This window comes from Streptomyces graminofaciens, from assembly GCF_030294945.1.
In the GTDB taxonomy this organism is placed as follows: Bacteria; Actinomycetota; Actinomycetes; order Streptomycetales; family Streptomycetaceae; genus Streptomyces; species Streptomyces graminofaciens.
Window position 1 is genome coordinate 7,344,532 of the sequence record NZ_AP018448.1, and the last position, 15,970, is coordinate 7,360,501.

The window sequence follows — 15,970 nt, forward strand, 5'->3', positions numbered from 1 at the left end:
CCGACCCCCACGCCCCCACCCCCAAGGCCTCACCGCCATCCAAGGAGGCAACCGCTGATGGGCGACACCTTCAGCGGCAAGTGGAACCGCCCCGACCAATCCGGCAACGGCCACACCATGCGCGAACTCCAAGACCGCGCATCGTTCGACAACCAACCCCAAACCGGCTGCGGCGCGATGTTCCTCCTCTGCATCCTCGCCGTCGCCGCAATCCTCGGCGTGGCCCTCACCTGACAGCCACCCACCAGCCGCCGCCCCGCGCGACCATCCCCCCGCGCGGGGCGGCTCCACCCGCTCCCGGAGGAGCACCGTGAACGACCTGGCATTCAGCATCGGAGAGTTCGACCGCGAGACCGGATACCGGCCGCTGAACATCCCGGACGGCCCGCACGCCGACGTCGTCTACTTCGTCCTGAACGGCAACCGCGTGAAGATCGGGACGACAGCCAACCTGCGGAACCGTGTCCGGGCCCTCTCCCTGCCCTCCAGCAACGTCATCGCAGTCGTCCCCGGAGGGCGCAGCAGGGAAGCGGAGCTGCACGCCGCCCTCTCCCACCTCAGGGTCGGCAGAACCGAATGGTTCGCGTTCGACCCCTCCGTAGCTGACCTGATCAACCACTGGCATGCCCAAGCCATGCTCGCCCGCAGGCATGCCCGTTTCAACGTGTTCACCGCCCCCATGCCGACCGGAGCCCAGAAGTGAAGACCGGCACCACGACCAGGCCGCGGCTGACGACCCTCACACCGGTTGCCATCGCCTTCACCCTCGTCTCCCTCTGCTGGACCGGGTGGAGCATCACCGACCTCGTGCAGTCCGGCCGGTGGGGAATCCTCGCCGCGGTAAGCGTCGACGGCCTGTGGGGAGTGGTCCAGTATCTGTCCTACAAGGGCATCGGCGGCCGGTTCACCGCCATCGTCGAGTGGATCACCCTTGGCGTCGCATGTGGACTCCTCGCATGGCACGGCTGGAACATCACCCACGCCGCAGCCTTCGCCGGCGCGCTCCCCCCGATCGTCGCGAAGATCGCCTGGACAGGTGACGTCAGGCTCCGTCGAGACCCGACCGCCCTCACCGTCGAGCAGGAAGCGGAGATCAACAGCGTCATCCGGGACAGCGAGTACATCGCCCGGCGGCGCGCCGCAGAGATCGAACGCGAGGCAGCCGAGGAAATCGCCCTCATCCGCGCCCAAGGCAAGGTCACCATCGAGCGGGATGACGTCACCTTCCGGGTCCAGTTGGAGCGCATCCGGAAACGCGACGAACTGTCCCGCCGCACCCCCCTCGCCATCACTGCGAGCGGCCCGGCTGCCGGAGAGGCGCTCGGACTGTCCGCTGTTCCGGACAGCGACTTGTCCGGGCGCCCGGACATGTCCGGACAGCCGGACAGTGAGGCGGACACGGCGTCTGGACACGAAGCGGAGGCGTCCGGCCCCGGCGCCCTGACCAGGCCGGACAGGCGTCCGGACGGCGGAGACCCCCTGTCCAAGATTGCCGAGGCGGCGTCCGGACCGTCCGACCTCGTCCGCTCGCTCGCCGCCCACGGCGTCCCCCAGGACGCGCTCGTGTCCGAGGCCGTCCGGCTGCGTCCGGACATGGTCGCGGACAGCATCCGCCGCACCGCCAAGCGCATCGGCGACGGCACGGGCCAGTACCTGTGAGCCGTCTCCTCGCCGCCCTCTACCTCCCCTAGGACCCCGTCATGACGAACCCGACTGCGCCCGGCGCCGACGAACTCCGTATCCGCTACCAGCTGCGCCGCATCCTCGACCAGCCGGAACGCCCGCCCATGCCGCCCGGCCCGCCCCCAGACGGCTACCAGGCCACACGAGAACGGGACTGGCTGGACGACATCGCCGACCTCGACTTCGGCCCCGAGCCCACACCCGAACCGGCGCCGGCCAGCAAGGATTCCGAACCGGAATCAGTCGACAAACCGCGGCCCGAGCCCGCCCCAGCCAAGCCCCGACGCCGCCCCACCATCCCGAAACCCGACCCCGACGACCCCCGCCAGTCCCTCCTCGACGCCTGGGACCGCACCCCCCGACGCCTCAAGTGGCTCATCTTCCACGCCACCGCCGCCGCGCCCGGGTGGGTGATCGGCTGGGTCGACTGGGCCACCGACACCGCCGCCTGGTACGCCGCCGGCCACTGGACCAGCAGCTCGGCCTGGGTCCTGTACGGCCTCGGTGGCTGCGCGCTCGCCCTGTATCGGCGGTCCCGCTGGTGGGCGTGGCCCTTCGCGTGGCTGGCCGCCGTCCCTGTTTCGTCCGTCGTCGTCGGTGTCCTGCTGTACGGCACCGGCTACCAGCCCTAAGGAAACCTGTCGTGAACAGCGTGTTCGGCAATCTCGGCATCGTCGGCCTCGCCGTGGCCCTGACCGTTCTCCTCCTGGTCGGGGTGAAGGGGGGTGGCAAGGTGAAGCCGCTCGGCTGGTGGCCGTGTCTGATTCTCGGGATGCTCGCCGGGTCCTCGTACTATGCGGCGGGCGGCGTCTTCAAGATCGTTCCGGATCTCGTCAACGGGGGACTAGGCGCAGCTCAGGGCCTCGTACCCGGCCTGACCATGGCCGCCGTCGCCCTCACCCTCGCCATCATCATCTTCTTCAAGAAGCTGACCACCAAGCAGGTCGCCATCCTCGGCATCGTCTTCTGGTACGCCGCATCCGCAGGCGGCGGCATCTGGGGCCAGGTCGCCAACGCGATCGCCAACCTCGGAACGCAGGTGTCCTGATGCGATACCTCGCCGACCGTGTCCGCGCCCTGCTCGCCCTCACCGGGCCGCTCGGCGCGGGCTTCCGCATCCTCCTGCTGCGCCTCGTCGCCCGCTTCGGCTGGAAGACCGTCCTCATCGGCATAGGGGTCCTGCTGTACGCCGCGAACCGGTACCGGACATGGATCCCGTACGGCCTCGCCATCGCCTGCGCAGCAGCGTGGATGCACGCGCCCAAGCAGGCCGACGAACCGGACGACGAAGCCGACGAAGAGACCGCAGGGGAGGAGCCCACGGAGCCCGATTCGGAGGACGTTTGCGACCTCGTCCGGGACCTCATCGGCGACGACCGCGGGGTCCTCCTCACCGCCCTCCCCGGCCCCCTCCAAGCGGCCGACACGCGGGCCGTCCGGGAGGCCCTCGCCAGGGCCGGCATACGGGTGCGGGAAGGGGTCCGCACCGCAACCGGGAACGGGCCGGGCGTACACCGGGACGATCTGCCGCCCCTCCCCCCGATCGAAGGGGGCGCCCCTGTTGGCTCGTTGACCTGCACCAACGCAGCCAACACCAACGCCAACAACACATTGCGGGTCACGTCCCAAGCGGGGATGACGATCATCAACGACCCGGCCGACCGGCACCGCACGCACAGCCTGAAGAAGCCCTGAGGACCCCATGCCGTACGAGTACTGGTGCGCCCACTGTGAGGCTGTTTCACCGGCCAGACGCGACCACCGTGAGGCCGCCGAGACCGACCTCGACGAGCACCGCACGGCCGCGCACGGAGGCCTCGCGCCGGCCGCGGGGGACGGCGTGCGGCGAGTGCATTCGGCGGCGCGTGGCGACGGGGTTCTCCCGGACCGTAGCTGTCTGTTCATCGCGTTCATGCTCGCGCTGGTCCTGGCGAACTGCTGGGGCCGCTGACCCACACAGACCCCGGGGCGGCCGCCCGCCTGCCAGCTAGCCGGCCGCCCCGGTCCCCATCCCGAACACACGAGACAGGAGACCGCCATCATGGCACTCGGCTGGACCAAGACTCCCGAGCCCGACGACCCGCGCCTGCAAGGCCACGAGACGACGTATCAGGCCTCCCGCGGCGGCTGGTTCCCCGCCCCGGACAAGCCCATCCCCGGTAGTCCGCAGGAGGAGACGCAGGAGTAGCGCGCCTGCCACACTGGAGTCTCACGCCGGGTAGCGCCCGGCACCCAGGCCCCGCTCCGGTCCGTCCCCCCGGCCGGCAGCGGGGCTTCACTCGTTCGGGTGACTGACGCCAAGCCCTCATGGGTCTACGGTCGGTGGTCCGGATCGGCTGCGGGGGGCTTCCGCGTGTTCGCAGCGCGCGGTGGGTTGGCCGAGCTGCGACGGCCTCCCCGCCAGCAGTCGATCCGATGGCGGCGCTCCTGCTCTCCCAAGGTGTCAGGGGCGCCGCCTCATGTCACAACTCGGACACATCGTCTTCACGCGCTGCGCACTCGCCCGCATGATTCCGTCCTGCACCTTGAACTCTGGGGGGACTATGCGCCACACCACCACCCTGCTCTCTGTTGTCCTGCTGCTGGCTGTGTCGGGCTGCTCGTCCGACGATGAAGGCTCGGGGAAGCCGACGGTTACGAAGGCGTCGCCCACGCCCACGGTGGCGAGTCCTTCGCCGAGTCCGTCGCCCAGCAAGGCGGAGACGTTGAAGCTCGGCGACACGGCGAACATCAGCGCCGACAGCGAGTTCACCGCCGCCGCCCTCGGCTACACGGACAAGGGCATCACGGGGGTGCCGGAGCTGCTGTCGGCCGGTCAGAAGTGGTCGGTGGTGATGGTGAAGGTGTGCAACAAAGGCGGCGAGCCGATTGCGACGACGCCGCTGGTGTGGTCGTTGGCGTATGCGGATGGGGTGCGGGTGGAGGCTGCGGGGATGAATGCGGGTGAGTTGCCGCAGCCGTTGTATCCGATGGAGGCGAAGGTGTCGTCGGGTGATTGCGTGAAGGGGAATATCGCGTTCACGGTGCCGGAGTCGGGGCGTCCGGAGCGGGTGTTGTACTCGCCGGATGCGTTGGATGAGCCGGTGGAGTGGCAGATCGGCAAGTAGCGGTACGGGTGAGGCCCCGCCGGGTTGGGCGGGGCCTTCGTCATGCGTGGGTTCAGCCCACGTCCGGTTCACAGGCCAGCAGTTCCCGCCCGCGCTGCTCGTACCACTCGTTGACGGCGGCCTGGACGACGTCGCGTACCTCATCGGCGACGTCGTCGGCGTACATCTGCTCGCCGTTCTTCTCGGGCAGGTGCTCGGAGGAGTGGACGGTGAAGCTGACGTTGAAGCCGGTGAGGGTCTTGCTCATGGGGTGGTCTCCTCGCCCGGACGCTCTGGCTGTACGTCCGGGTCCACGACGCCCCGGAACCGGTGGCCGCACGGCAGCCACCGCATACGTACCACCGTCTCGTCGACCCCGAACTCCGAATCCTCCAACCGCTGGTCGATGCGCTCAGCGTCCGCCCCGCACGCAGGGCAGGCAGGGCGCGGCGGCTGTGGGGCTCCCGGTTCCAGGCCGATGAGCTGCATGAGCCGGTCTTCGAGCTGGCCGCGCACGTTGGCCATCTGCTGGCGGGTGAGCTGTTGCACGGTCTCGCTCATGCGGTCTGCTCCTCGCTGCTCACCGGGCGCTCCGGCAGGTCGGCGTCTGGCCGCCGCAGGTACCAGCGCACCAGGTCTTTGATGACGGCGGAGCGGTCGCCGCTGGGTGCTTGCTCGGCGAGGTCTGCCCAGTCGTCGTCGTCGATGCGGACTGATCGGTGCTTGGTCTTGGGGGCGTTCGGCATGGGTCCACGGTATCGCGGGTGTACGGACACCGGTAGGCCCGAACCCCTTGCGGTGTACGTACACCTCGCGCTACGGTGTACGTACACCAGGAGCGAGGGGGACCACATGAACGCCGCAGCCACCACCCACCAGCACACCAACTGCCTCCGCTGCGGCCGCACCCTCCGCTCCGCCAAGAGCATCGCCACCGGCTACGGCCCGAAGTGCGCCGCCAAGGTCCGCAACGCCCCCGTCGACCTGAGCGACTACAAGGCGCACCAGGTGGCCTCGGCCCGCGAGCTCATCGAGGACGGCGCGATCATCCCCCTCCGCTCCGTCATCTTCATCGCCGTCAGCTCGGACGGCACCGAGACCTACAAGACCGCCCCCACCACCTGCAACTGCCCCGCCGGACTCAAGGGCAGCCGCTGCTACCACCAGCTCGCCGCCCGCCTGCTGCTCGCCGCCTGAACCGCCGCACGCCAGAGGGCCCTCTCCGCCGCCGGAGAGGGCCCTCACCCGCATGCACCGACGCCCACCGGTTGCACACCTCGTTACCATCAAAACACGACAGACGGTAACCAGCGAGGAGGGGGCGGGACGTGGCCAACCCCAACCAAAACGCCCGCAGCGGCCGCGGCCAGTACGTCCGTACCGCCGAAGCCGCCGCCCGCGACGCTGAGGCCGCCGAGCTCCGCGCTCAGGGCTGGACCTATCAGAAGATCGCCGACGAACTCGGCTTCGGTGACAAATCCGGCGCGCAAAAAGCCTGCCGCCGCGCCATCCAAGACGCCGTCGCAACCCCCGGCAAAGCGCTCATGGAACTCGAAGTCGCCCGCCTCGAAACCCTCTACGACAACGTCCTCGACATCTTCCAACGCGACCACGTCCTCGTCTCCCACGGCCACGTCGTCCACGACGACAGCGGCCAGCCGATCATCGACGACGAGATGAAACTCAAAGCCTTCGACCGCCTCCTCCGCGGCCGCGAAAGCTTCCGCCGCCTCCTCGGCCTCGACGCCCCCAACCGCGTCAGCGTCGAAGCCGAACAGCTCGGCCGCGAGATCAGCCGACTCCTCGACACCGCCCTCGGCCCAGACAGCGACGACGCCGGTGACGACACCGACGCGTGAGAGCGTCCGCGCCCAGGTTGAGCAACTGGTGCGCGCCGGCGACACCAAAGCGCTGAAGCAGATCCGTGACCAGCTCCGCAGCAAGGCCGACCGCCGGAACCTGAAGGAACGGGCCCGGCTCTACGCCCACAACCCCGTCGGCTGGGTCACCGAACGCCTCCGGCAGGTCGTGTGGTCGAAGCAGCGGGAGATCATGCTGTCGATCCGCGACAACCGGCGCACCGCCGTCCGCTCCTGTCACGGCGTCGGCAAGTCCCACACCGCGTCCCTGGTGGCCGCCTGGTGGCTGGACACGCACCCGCCAGGCGAAGCGTTCGTCGTCACCTCCGCACCGACCTTCGCCCAGGTCCGCGCCATCCTCTGGCGGTACATCCGCCGCGTCCACCGCCGTGGCAAACTCGCCGGCCGCGTGAATCAGACCGAGTGGCACATCGACGACGAGATGGTGGCGTTCGGCCGGAAGCCCGCCGACCACGACGAGTCCGCGTTCCAGGGCATCCACGCCCGCTACGTCCTCGTCATCCTGGACGAGGCGTGCGGCATTCCGGAGCAGCTGTGGGTGGCGGCGGACGCGCTGACGACGAACGCCGACTGCCGGATCCTCGCGATCGGCAACCCGGACAACCCGTCCTCGCACTTTCGGAAGGTGTGCCAGCCCGGGAGCGGCTGGCACGTTATCGGCATCTCGGCTTTCGAGTCCCCGAATCTCACCGGCGAGGAGGTCCCCGACGACGTGGCGCAGGCCCTGGTCGGCCGTGAGTGGGTGGAGGAGAAAGCCACCGAGTGGGGCGAGGACAACCCGCTCTACAAGAGCAAGGTCCTCGGCGAGTTTTCCGAGGACGCCCCGAACAAGGTCGTCCGCGCGAGCGACGTGGCCCGCTGCCGCATCGACCCGGAGAAGAAGCTCACCGCCGAGGAACTCCAGCCTGTAGAGCTCGGTGTGGACGTCGGCGGCGGCGGAGACGAGACCGTCATCCGGGAACGCCGCGGCCGGCGCGCGGGCAGGGAGTGGCGGGCGCACACGGACCGGCCGGAGAAGATCGCGCCGATGGTGTTGCAGGCCATCAAGGAGTCCGGCGCCACCGCGGTGAAGGTCGACTCCATCGGCGTCGGCTTCGGCGTGATCGGCGAACTCCGCAACGCTGCCGGCCGTGGCGAGCACCAGGCGCACATCCTCGCGGTGAACGTGGCCGAGGCCGCGTCGAAGCCGGACAAGTTCATGAACTTGCGCGCCGAGTTGTGGTGGGAGATCGGCCGGGGGCTGTCGGAGTCGGGCGGCTGGGATCTGTCGGCGATGGCGAACGGGGATACGACGGTGGCGCAGTTGTTGTCGCCGCAGTGGGACGTGGATCCGAAGGGCCGGATCCGGGTGGAGCCGAAGGACGAGATCAAGAAGCGGTTGGGGCGGTCCCCGGACAATGCGGACGCGCTGCTGTTGGCGTTCTACAGTGCCGGCCGTCCCCGAGTGAGGTGGTTGTGATGTTGAGCAATGTGCCGATGGTTCGCGCGGGAGACGTGTTGGTCGTCTGCGTCGAGAGGCATCTGACCGAGATGGACACGCAGCGGTTCGTCGACATGGCGAGCGACGTGTTGCCGGGCGTGCGGGTGGCGTTCTTGGAGGGCGTCTCAGGGCTAGCGGTGTTCAGGCCGGACGCGGCGACGAGCGAAGCAGAGAGCGAGTGAAGGCGATGCGGAAGATCCGACTCTCAGAACTGAAAATCTTCCTGTCTCCAACTCTCTTGACAGGAGGATTTACACTCATCTCAGTCGGTGTCGGCAATATTTTCGGCATCGGGGCTGGGATGATCACTGCCGGGGCCGCCATGGTCCTCATGGGAGCGCCGATCGTCCGCGACTGACAGGAGGGCGGCGGTGGGCAGACGAAGCCTGGTCGACACCCTCATCAACCGGTCTACCGCCACCGCAAACCCGCCCGTCCCCTTCACCAGCCGCCACCAGAGCTACGGCACCTTCGCCTCCCGCCGCGACGCCGAAGGCCAGATGCGCGCCATGAGCGCCGTCGGCACCCTCTTCGCGATCGTCGACCGCACCAGCAACGCCACCGCACTCGTCGACTGGAAGCTCTGGCGCAAAGCCAAGTCCGGCCGGAAGGAAGACCGCGTCGAAGTCACCTCCCACGCGGCCCTCGACCTGTGGAACCGGCCCAACCCCTTCATGCCGCGGCAGGAGTTCGTCGAGTCCTCCACCCAGCACTACGACCTCACCGGCGAAACCGAATGGGTCATCGCCCGCCACCCCGGTGTCGACATCCCCCTCGAACTGTGGCCAGTCCGCCCCGACCGCATGACCCCCGTCCCCGACCGGGAGAAGTTCCTGCGCGGCTGGGTGTACACGTCCCCAGACGGCGAGCAGATCCCCCTCGAACGCAACGAGGTCATCCAGCTCCGCCGGCCGAACCCGTTGGATCCGTACCGCGGCCTGTCGCCGGTGCTGTCGATCCTCCCCGACCTCGACACCAGCCGGTACGCCGCCGAGTGGTCGCGTGCGTTCTTCCAGAACAGCGCCCAGCCCGGCGGCATCATCGAAGTCCCGGTGCACCTGCAGGACCACGAGTTCGACGAGATGCGGACGCGGTGGGCGGAGCAGCACAAGGGTGTCGCGAACGCGCACAAGGTGGCGATCGTCGAGTACGGGGCGAAGTGGGCCGACCGCACCATCTCCCAGCGGGACATGCAGTTCGTGGAGCTGCGCGGCGCAACCGCTGACCGAGTGCGTGAGGCATACGGCATCAGCAAGACCGCGATCGGCGACTTCGAGGACATCAACCGCGCCTCCGCCCTGGCGGCTAAGAGCTGGTTCGCCGAGCAGCAGACTGTGCCCCGCCTGGAGCGCATCAAGGCCGCGCTGAACTACGAACTCCTGCCGATGTTCGGCAAGACCGCTGAGGGCCTGGAGTTCGACTACGAGCCGCCGACCCCGCCGGACCCGGAGATCGAGGCGCAGACACTGACCGCGCGCGCGAACGCGGCGAAAGCGCTCGCCGAGACGGGCATGTGGGCGCCGGACGGCATCCTCTCCGCCGTCGGCCTGCCGGAGATGGACGCTGCTGCGGCCGCGGGCGGCGACGGGGCGATCAGCCCGCGCGAGTTGGGCGACATGATCCAGTCGATCTACCTCGGCGTGGACGTGTGCATCACGTGGGAAGAGGCGCGGGAGATCCTCAACCGGGCCGGCGCCGGGCTGAATCTCGCGACGCCGCCGCCGAGCAAGCCCGCGCCCGCGATCGCGCCTCCGCCTGTTGCTCCGAAGCCGGAGAGTGGCCCGGAGGAAGAGCCTGCGGACTCCTGGCAGGCGCTCGTGTCCGGTCTGACGGGCGACGGCGGCGGGGTGGATGTTGAGAACGCGATGCGCTGGGAGGCCGTCGCGCACATCGACGACAACACCTGCCAGCCGTGCGCGGACAACGACGGCCAGACGTACCGCAACCGGGCCGCCGCCTACGCGGACTACCCGGGTGGCTCGGGCTACATCCACTGCGTCGGCGCGGAGTACGGCAACGAGTGCCGGTGCCGCGTGGTCAAGAGGCGGAAGCAGGAGGGCGACGAGTGAGCGCCAGTCAGCCGCGCACGCTGCGGATCACGAGGCGAGACAAGTGGGGCCACCGCGTCGAGATCGACGGTTACGACGTTTCCAGCGCCCTGCTCGGTATGACGCTGGAGATCAAGGCGGGTGAGATGCCGAGGGCCACGCTGCACGTGGTTGCCGAGGAGATCCCGACGGACACGGACGAGGTGCTCGCCTACCTGCCCGACGCGACCCACGAGTTGCTGGTCCGGCTCGGCTGGACCCCGCCCGCCGAGGAGGCCACGCCGTGAACATCGTGATGCCCGGCAAGGCGGCTGCCTTCGCCGCGACTCAGCGGGAGAAGGCCGACAAGCTGCGCGCCCAGCACGGCATCGCCCCGCAGCCCTGGTACCGCATCACCAACGCTGCCTCACAGGATGAGGCGGAAGTGATGCTGTACGACGAGGTCGGCGGCTGGTACGGGGCGACCGCAGACCAGTTCATCGCCGACCTGCGCGGCGTGACCGCACCGAACCTCCGCGTCCGCGTCAACAGCCCTGGCGGCAGCGTCTTCGAGGGCATCGCCATCGCCAACGCGCTGCGCTCCCACCCCGCGAACGTGACGATCCAGGTCGACGGGATCGCCGCCTCCATCGCCTCCGTCATCGCGATGGCCGGGGACCGGATCGAGATGGCCCCCAACACCATGCTCATGATCCACGACGCCTCCGGGGTCTGCCTCGGCAACGCCTCCGACATGGAAGAGATGGCCGAACTCCTCGACCTGATCTCGGACAACATCGCCGACGCGTATGCGGCGAGGGCGGGCGGCACCCGTGACGAGTGGCGGGCCCGGATGCGCGCCGAGACCTGGTACCTCCCCGAGGACGCGGTCGAGAACGGGCTCGCCGACGAGGCCATCAGCGCCCCGAAGGCCGCCGAGCCGGTGGAGCCGGACGAGGACGAGGAGCAGCCGGACATGGCGCGCGCCTTCGACCTCGCCGCCTACGGCTACACCGGGCCCAAGCCTGAGCAGCCGACGGAAGAGCCGGTCACTCTGACGTTCAACATCGGTGCTGCGGTGGGCGAGCAGCTCCTCGCTGCACTTCGCGCCGAGGTGAATGGCCGGACCTCCGAGCCGGAGCCCGCGGCCATCGGCGAACCGGTCGAGCCCGAGCCCGCCACGGAGCCGGAACTCTCCGAGCCTGTCGCCACGGCGGATCCCGCCGATCCTGCGGACGTCGAAGACCCGACCGTCGAACCCGAACCCGTAGACGAGTGGGCCGCCGCGGTCGCCAGCCTCATCCGGCCGTCCCCCGACCCGTGGGCGGCATCCGTCGCCCACCTGACCACCACGGCGTCGTCCAGCGCGGCGACGGAAGCAGCCTGAGGAGGCACTGTGGCTACACCCACCATCCCGCGCGACGCCGACGAGCTCGCCGAAGCGCTCGGCGACACCGCGACGCTGAAGAACATCGTCAAGGACAAGGACACCCTGGAGTCCTTCATCCTCGACTTCGCCAAGGGCCAGCAGAAGCACAACCCTGACATCGACGCCCAGATCAAGGTCGAGACGCAGCGGCAGTTCGCCGAGATCCTCAAGAACAACCAGATCGACGGCATCAACCGCCTCAACCTCACCCCCGGTTGGGACGCGGGAGGCCCCAAGGCGCGCTCCCGCCACTACAACCCGAAGGCCCCCGGCGCCAAACTGGACAAGCAGTTCGGGAACTGGACGGACTTCCTCGTCGCCACCTGGGCCGGGTCCAAGGGGCAGGCGGCGATGGCCGCGCAGGACGAGATCGCGCAGATCCAGAACGCGTTCGGGTCCACCGTGCCGTCCGACGGCGGGTTCCTCATCCCCGAGTACCTGCGCAGCGAACTCCTGCGCGTGGCGCTGGAGATGGCCGTTGTCCGCTCCCGGGCCCGCGTCGTACCGATGGAGACGCTCAGCGTCCCCTATCCGACCATCGACTCCACGTCGAACGCCTCGTCTGTGTACGGCGGCATCGTCGGCTACTGGACCGAAGAGGGCGGCAGCCTCAACGACTCGGCGCCGTCGTTCGGCCGGATCAACCTGCTCGCGAAGAAGCTGACCCTGTACTCGGAGATCCCGAACGAGCTGTTCAAGGACTCCCTGATCAGCCTCGAACAGTTCATGAACGAGTCCTACCCCGAGGCCCTCGCCTGGTTCGAGGACGTCGCGTTCATCTCCGGCAACGGCGCCGGCCAGCCCCTCGGCTTCCTCAACGCCCCGGCCGCCGTGACCGTGGGCAAGGAGACCGACCAGGAAGCCGGGACGATCCTCTGGGAGAACATCATCAAGGCCTACAGCCGGATGCTCCCCGCGTCGATCGGCCGCGCGGTGTGGATCGCCCACATCGACACGTTCCCGCAGCTCGCCACCATGGCCCAGTCCGTCGGCACCGGCGGCAGCGCGGTGTGGATCGGCAACGGCGACGGCGCGGGCGCACCCCCGGTCACGATCCTCGGCCGCCCGGTCGTGTGGACGGAGAAGGTCTCCACCGTCGGCACCGTCGGCGACATCAACTTCGTCGACCTGGGCTACTACCTGATCGGTGACCGGCAGGCCATGCAGTCGGAGACGTCGACGCACTTCAAGTTCGGCAACGACAAGACCGCGATGCGGGTGATCGAGCGTGTCGACGGCCAGCCGTGGCTCCAGTCCGCGATCACCCCCAACCAGGGCACCAACACGCTGTCCCCGTTCGTGAAGGTCGCGACCCGGGCGTAACGGTTCCAGCCAGGGCGGGCAGTAACGCCCCCGCCCTGGCCAGTTCCCACGTGGCAATCAACCCCCACCAGGAGGGCAACCATGGAAGGCCTCGGAAGGCTCTTCGACGTCTCGATCGGCAGCGTGCCGACGGACGCCGTCGCCGGAGCGATCACGGGGAAGCGGGTGTCGCTGAAGAACGCGGACGCCTGCACGATCCTCGTCGTCACGACCGGCGCGTCCACGGACATCACGGACGTCGACCTTCAGCAGCACACCGCCTCAACGGGCGGCACCACCGCTGACCTCGACATCATCGACCACTACTACTACAAGTCCGAGACCACCCTCGACGGCGACGAGACGTGGACCCGCGCCACGCAAACCGCAGCATCGGAGATCACCAACGTGGGCGCGGCCTCCGAGGAACTCCTCCTCGCCATCGAGGTCAACGCCACGCAGCTGTCCGACGGCTACTCCTACATCTCGCTGGACATCCCCGACCTCGGCACCAACGGCACCCGCCACTGCGCCGTGCTGTACCTGCTCCACGAGCTTCGCGCCCCGCGCAAGCCCGCCAACCTCATCGCCCCGCTGTCCTAGAAGGGAGGCACTACCTCATGGCTGCATCACCCACATCGGGCAGGGCCTACCGGGACCTGCGGTACGGCAAGGGCCCCATCTCCAAGAGCACCGGCACGCTGGCCGCGACCACCGTGCCGCTGTTCACCATCGCCGGGGGACGCGTCGCGATCACCAGCCTGTTCGGCCTGGTCGGCACCGCGATCACCGTCGCCAACAGCTACAAGCTCCAGAACAACCCCACCACCGGGGACACCACCGACATCAACGCCGCCACCGACATCGGCACGACCGACACCGCGGCCGGCACCATCCTCGGCTTCGGCCAGGGCACCACGGCGGCACCTCCGCTGCTGCGGGGCGGCTTCAACATCCCGTCCGATCTGATCCTGCCGGTCGGGCAGATCGAGTCCGTCAGTGCGGGCACGGATGGCGAGATCACCTGGTACCTGACGTGGGTGCCGTACGACGTCGGCGCGACTGTGGTGGCGGCCTGACGTGGCGGCGTGGCTGTGCACGGTGTGTTCCACCGTTTTCTCGGTGGGCGCGCCGTGCTGCCCGCACTGCGGCAGTACCAAGCATGCCGAGGAAGGACAGGAACTGATGGCGAAGATCACCGCGCACGGCGGCCCCTCGATTGCGGGTGCGTCCGTGGTGGGTGGTTCGTGGTCTGACGAGGGCGATGCGGACGTGTGGCCCGAGATGCGCGAGAGCGCCGGTACGGGCGAGCCGATGCAGGCCGTTGAGGGCGACGAGCTCGAAGGGGACGGCTCTGGCCGCGCTCTGCCCCCGGTAGACGAGAAGGGTGGTGAGGAGCCATCGGCTGGGACCAGCTCATCGACCTCCGACGAGAAGCCGTCGATCGAGCCCGAGCGGAAGCAGAGCAGCCGCCGCAAGCCTGCCCGAACGACGGCCAGCCGCTCGAAGAAGGCCCCGATGGAGAGCTCTTCTGCCGATGGGACGGCTGGCGCCCCGGAGGACGGTACGTCGGCTGCTGACGGCGACGCGTAGCCCACCCGCAGACGAGACCTGAGAGGAGGTGACGAGAGATGACCACACCGTGGTACGCGACCCGTGAGAGCGTGATGCACGCCCTCGACTCCAAGCTGACCGCCCGCAACGCCGGGCAGATCGACCGCGCGTTGGAGTCCGCCAGCCGGGACGTGGAGCAGCTGTGCCACCGCCGGTTCTACCCGGAGTTGGACACGCGGTCGTGGGACTGGCCCGACTCGCAGTCCGGCACGTCCTGGCGGCTGTGGCTGGACGACCACGAGGTCATCTCCGTCACCACTCTCACCAGCGGTGGCGTGACGATCGCGTCCACGGATTACTTCCTGGAGCCCAACCGCTCCGGTCCCCCGTACAACCGGCTGGAGGTCGACCTGGCCTCCAGCGCGGCGTTCGGGGGTGGCGACACCCACCAGCGGGACATCACCGTGGTCGGCTTGTTCGGCTACCGCAACGACGAGACCACGACCGGCACCATCACCGAGGCCCTGGACTCGTCGGAGACCGGGGTGGACGTCGACGGTACGGCGGCCGCACTCCTCGGGGTCGGGTCGGTGATCCGGGTCGACTCGGAGCGGATGCTCGTCACCGGCCGGACGATGGCGGACACCGGACAGAACCTTGGCGGCGCCGGGCTGACGGCCTCGAACGCGAGCGTCACCGTGGCAGTCAGCGACGGCACGGCGTTCGCGGTCGACGAGGTCATCCTCATCGAGTCCGAGCGCATGCTCATCGTCGACATCGCAGGCAACAACCTGACCGTGAAACGCGCGTGGGACGGCAGTGTGCTGGCCGCCCACGCGGCTGGCGTGGACATCTACGCCCTGCGCACCCTCACCGTCACCCGCGGGGCGCTGGGCACGACGGCGGCCACGCACTCCTCGAGCGCGCCCATCCTGCGATGGGACCCGCCCGGCCCGGTCCGGGACCTGACGATCGCGGAGGCGGTCGCGCAGGTCACCAACGAACTCGCAGGCTACGCGCGCGTCCGCAAGTCCGGTGACGGCGGCACCAGCGAACGCGCCACGGACGCCACCGCCCTGAAGGGGCTACGGGACCGCGTGTACGCCTCCCACGGCCGCAAGGGGCGGGTGAGAGCGGTATGAGCATCGACATCCGCATGACCGGACCCCTGTTCGACGGGCGCGCCGAGCGCGCCATGGAACAGGCCTGTGACGACGCCCTCGACGACCTCGGCGCGTACGCCGAAGAGCGCGTCCTCATGGGCACCTCGGCGCACTTCAAGACCCGCACCCCGTACTACGAGACCCGCATCACCACCGACCGCGTCTCCGACGAGGAAGCCCTCGTCCACGACCAAGGCGTCATATACGGCCCGTGGCTGGAAGGCGTCGGAAGCCGGAACTATCCGGCGACCCGGTTCAAGGGCTACGGGCACTGGCGGGCCGCGAAGCAGGCCGTCGCAGTACGTGGCCCGCAGGTCGCCGACGCCGCAGTACGCCGGCGCCTGCCTGAGATGGGCGGGTGACGGC

At 69.1% G+C, this 15,970-nt stretch carries 25 protein-coding genes; 22 read left to right on the top strand and 3 right to left on the bottom strand.

The annotated features are described in order from the left end of the window. Window positions 1-57: 57 nt before the first annotated feature. The 9 genes from SGFS_RS32075 to SGFS_RS32115 all read left to right on the top strand — a co-directional run bounded on the left by SGFS_RS32075 (window position 58) and on the right by SGFS_RS32115 (window position 4,790). Window positions 58-234 carry a hypothetical protein gene (locus SGFS_RS32075; protein WP_286255465.1) on the top strand — a complete coding sequence of 59 codons (177 nt, stop codon included), beginning with the start codon at window positions 58-60 and terminating at the stop codon, window positions 232-234. 76 nt (window positions 235-310) lie between these two features. Next, complete coding sequence (locus tag SGFS_RS32080; RefSeq protein WP_286255467.1) at window positions 311-703, top strand: GIY-YIG nuclease family protein; 393 nt, start codon at window positions 311-313, stop codon at window positions 701-703. Further along, window positions 700-1,659, top strand: coding sequence for a hypothetical protein (locus SGFS_RS32085; protein WP_286255468.1), 960 nt, complete (start codon window positions 700-702; stop codon window positions 1,657-1,659). Before SGFS_RS32080 ends, SGFS_RS32085 begins: the two co-directional genes overlap by 4 nt. 41 nt (window positions 1,660-1,700) lie before the next feature. Then, the gene (locus SGFS_RS32090; protein ID WP_286255470.1) at window positions 1,701-2,315 is read left to right on the top strand and encodes a hypothetical protein; all 615 of its coding nucleotides are present in this window, start codon (window positions 1,701-1,703) and stop codon (window positions 2,313-2,315) included. An 11-nt stretch (window positions 2,316-2,326) separates the two neighbouring features. Then, window positions 2,327-2,731 (top strand): hypothetical protein, encoded by a 405-nt coding sequence (locus tag SGFS_RS32095; RefSeq protein ID WP_286255472.1) that lies wholly within the window; start codon window positions 2,327-2,329, stop codon window positions 2,729-2,731. Continuing rightward, window positions 2,731-3,378, top strand: a complete 648-nt coding sequence (locus SGFS_RS32100; RefSeq protein WP_286255474.1) for a hypothetical protein — start codon at window positions 2,731-2,733, stop codon at window positions 3,376-3,378. The genes SGFS_RS32095 and SGFS_RS32100 overlap by 1 nt, the downstream gene beginning before the upstream one ends. A gap of 7 nt (window positions 3,379-3,385) precedes the next feature. Next, window positions 3,386-3,634 carry a hypothetical protein gene (locus SGFS_RS32105; RefSeq protein WP_286255476.1) on the top strand — a complete coding sequence of 83 codons (249 nt, stop codon included), beginning with the start codon at window positions 3,386-3,388 and terminating at the stop codon, window positions 3,632-3,634. Between the two features lie 90 nt (window positions 3,635-3,724). Beyond that, the gene (locus SGFS_RS32110) at window positions 3,725-3,871 is read left to right on the top strand and encodes a hypothetical protein (RefSeq protein ID WP_286255477.1); all 147 of its coding nucleotides are present in this window, start codon (window positions 3,725-3,727) and stop codon (window positions 3,869-3,871) included. Window positions 3,872-4,226: 355 nt separating this feature from the next. Then, window positions 4,227-4,790, top strand: coding sequence for a DUF4352 domain-containing protein (locus SGFS_RS32115; RefSeq protein WP_286255479.1), 564 nt, complete (start codon window positions 4,227-4,229; stop codon window positions 4,788-4,790). Window positions 4,791-4,842: 52 nt separating this feature from the next. On the opposite strand, the gene SGFS_RS32120 is transcribed toward SGFS_RS32115, so the two are convergent. From SGFS_RS32120 to SGFS_RS32130, 3 genes are read right to left on the bottom strand one after another with little or no spacing between them, the layout of a single operon-like run. Next, the gene (locus SGFS_RS32120; RefSeq protein ID WP_286255481.1) at window positions 4,843-5,037 is read right to left on the bottom strand and encodes a hypothetical protein; all 195 of its coding nucleotides are present in this window, start codon (window positions 5,035-5,037) and stop codon (window positions 4,843-4,845) included. Beyond that, window positions 5,034-5,330: a hypothetical protein gene (locus SGFS_RS32125; RefSeq protein WP_286255482.1), complete on the bottom strand. Its 297-nt coding sequence runs from the start codon at window positions 5,328-5,330 to the stop codon at window positions 5,034-5,036. Before SGFS_RS32125 ends, SGFS_RS32120 begins: the two co-directional genes overlap by 4 nt. Continuing rightward, on the bottom strand, window positions 5,327-5,515 hold the full coding sequence (locus SGFS_RS32130) for a hypothetical protein (RefSeq protein WP_286255483.1): 189 nt from the start codon (window positions 5,513-5,515) through the stop codon (window positions 5,327-5,329). Before SGFS_RS32130 ends, SGFS_RS32125 begins: the two co-directional genes overlap by 4 nt. Before the next feature lie 106 nt (window positions 5,516-5,621). Between SGFS_RS32130 and SGFS_RS32135 the strand changes: the two genes are divergently transcribed. The 13 genes from SGFS_RS32135 to SGFS_RS32195 all read left to right on the top strand — a co-directional run bounded on the left by SGFS_RS32135 (window position 5,622) and on the right by SGFS_RS32195 (window position 15,966). Continuing rightward, window positions 5,622-5,966 (top strand): DUF6011 domain-containing protein, encoded by a 345-nt coding sequence (locus tag SGFS_RS32135; RefSeq protein ID WP_286255484.1) that lies wholly within the window; start codon window positions 5,622-5,624, stop codon window positions 5,964-5,966. A gap of 131 nt (window positions 5,967-6,097) precedes the next feature. Continuing rightward, complete coding sequence (locus SGFS_RS32140; protein WP_286255486.1) at window positions 6,098-6,628, top strand: hypothetical protein; 531 nt, start codon at window positions 6,098-6,100, stop codon at window positions 6,626-6,628. Beyond that, window positions 6,609-8,108: a hypothetical protein gene (locus SGFS_RS32145; protein WP_286255487.1), complete on the top strand. Its 1,500-nt coding sequence runs from the start codon at window positions 6,609-6,611 to the stop codon at window positions 8,106-8,108. The genes SGFS_RS32140 and SGFS_RS32145 overlap by 20 nt, the downstream gene beginning before the upstream one ends. Next, window positions 8,108-8,311 carry a hypothetical protein gene (locus SGFS_RS32150; protein WP_286255488.1) on the top strand — a complete coding sequence of 68 codons (204 nt, stop codon included), beginning with the start codon at window positions 8,108-8,110 and terminating at the stop codon, window positions 8,309-8,311. Before SGFS_RS32145 ends, SGFS_RS32150 begins: the two co-directional genes overlap by 1 nt. Before the next feature lie 189 nt (window positions 8,312-8,500). Beyond that, the gene (locus SGFS_RS32155; RefSeq protein ID WP_286255490.1) at window positions 8,501-10,198 is read left to right on the top strand and encodes a phage portal protein; all 1,698 of its coding nucleotides are present in this window, start codon (window positions 8,501-8,503) and stop codon (window positions 10,196-10,198) included. Then, on the top strand, window positions 10,195-10,464 hold the full coding sequence (locus SGFS_RS32160; protein WP_286255491.1) for a hypothetical protein: 270 nt from the start codon (window positions 10,195-10,197) through the stop codon (window positions 10,462-10,464). Before SGFS_RS32155 ends, SGFS_RS32160 begins: the two co-directional genes overlap by 4 nt. After that, window positions 10,461-11,543: a head maturation protease, ClpP-related gene (locus SGFS_RS32165; RefSeq protein WP_286255492.1), complete on the top strand. Its 1,083-nt coding sequence runs from the start codon at window positions 10,461-10,463 to the stop codon at window positions 11,541-11,543. Before SGFS_RS32160 ends, SGFS_RS32165 begins: the two co-directional genes overlap by 4 nt. A 9-nt stretch (window positions 11,544-11,552) precedes the next feature. Then, window positions 11,553-12,908: a phage major capsid protein gene (locus SGFS_RS32170; protein WP_286255493.1), complete on the top strand. Its 1,356-nt coding sequence runs from the start codon at window positions 11,553-11,555 to the stop codon at window positions 12,906-12,908. 81 nt (window positions 12,909-12,989) lie between these two features. Continuing rightward, on the top strand, window positions 12,990-13,490 hold the full coding sequence (locus SGFS_RS32175) for a hypothetical protein (RefSeq protein WP_286255494.1): 501 nt from the start codon (window positions 12,990-12,992) through the stop codon (window positions 13,488-13,490). 17 nt (window positions 13,491-13,507) lie between these two features. Further along, window positions 13,508-13,966, top strand: a complete 459-nt coding sequence (locus SGFS_RS32180) for a hypothetical protein (protein WP_286255495.1) — start codon at window positions 13,508-13,510, stop codon at window positions 13,964-13,966. A gap of 106 nt (window positions 13,967-14,072) precedes the next feature. Next, on the top strand, window positions 14,073-14,480 hold the full coding sequence (locus tag SGFS_RS32185) for a hypothetical protein (protein ID WP_286255496.1): 408 nt from the start codon (window positions 14,073-14,075) through the stop codon (window positions 14,478-14,480). Window positions 14,481-14,518: 38 nt separating this feature from the next. After that, window positions 14,519-15,583 carry a hypothetical protein gene (locus SGFS_RS32190; RefSeq protein ID WP_286255498.1) on the top strand — a complete coding sequence of 355 codons (1,065 nt, stop codon included), beginning with the start codon at window positions 14,519-14,521 and terminating at the stop codon, window positions 15,581-15,583. Next, window positions 15,580-15,966, top strand: a complete 387-nt coding sequence (locus tag SGFS_RS32195; RefSeq protein WP_286255499.1) for a hypothetical protein — start codon at window positions 15,580-15,582, stop codon at window positions 15,964-15,966. Before SGFS_RS32190 ends, SGFS_RS32195 begins: the two co-directional genes overlap by 4 nt. Window positions 15,967-15,970: the final 4 nt, after the last annotated feature.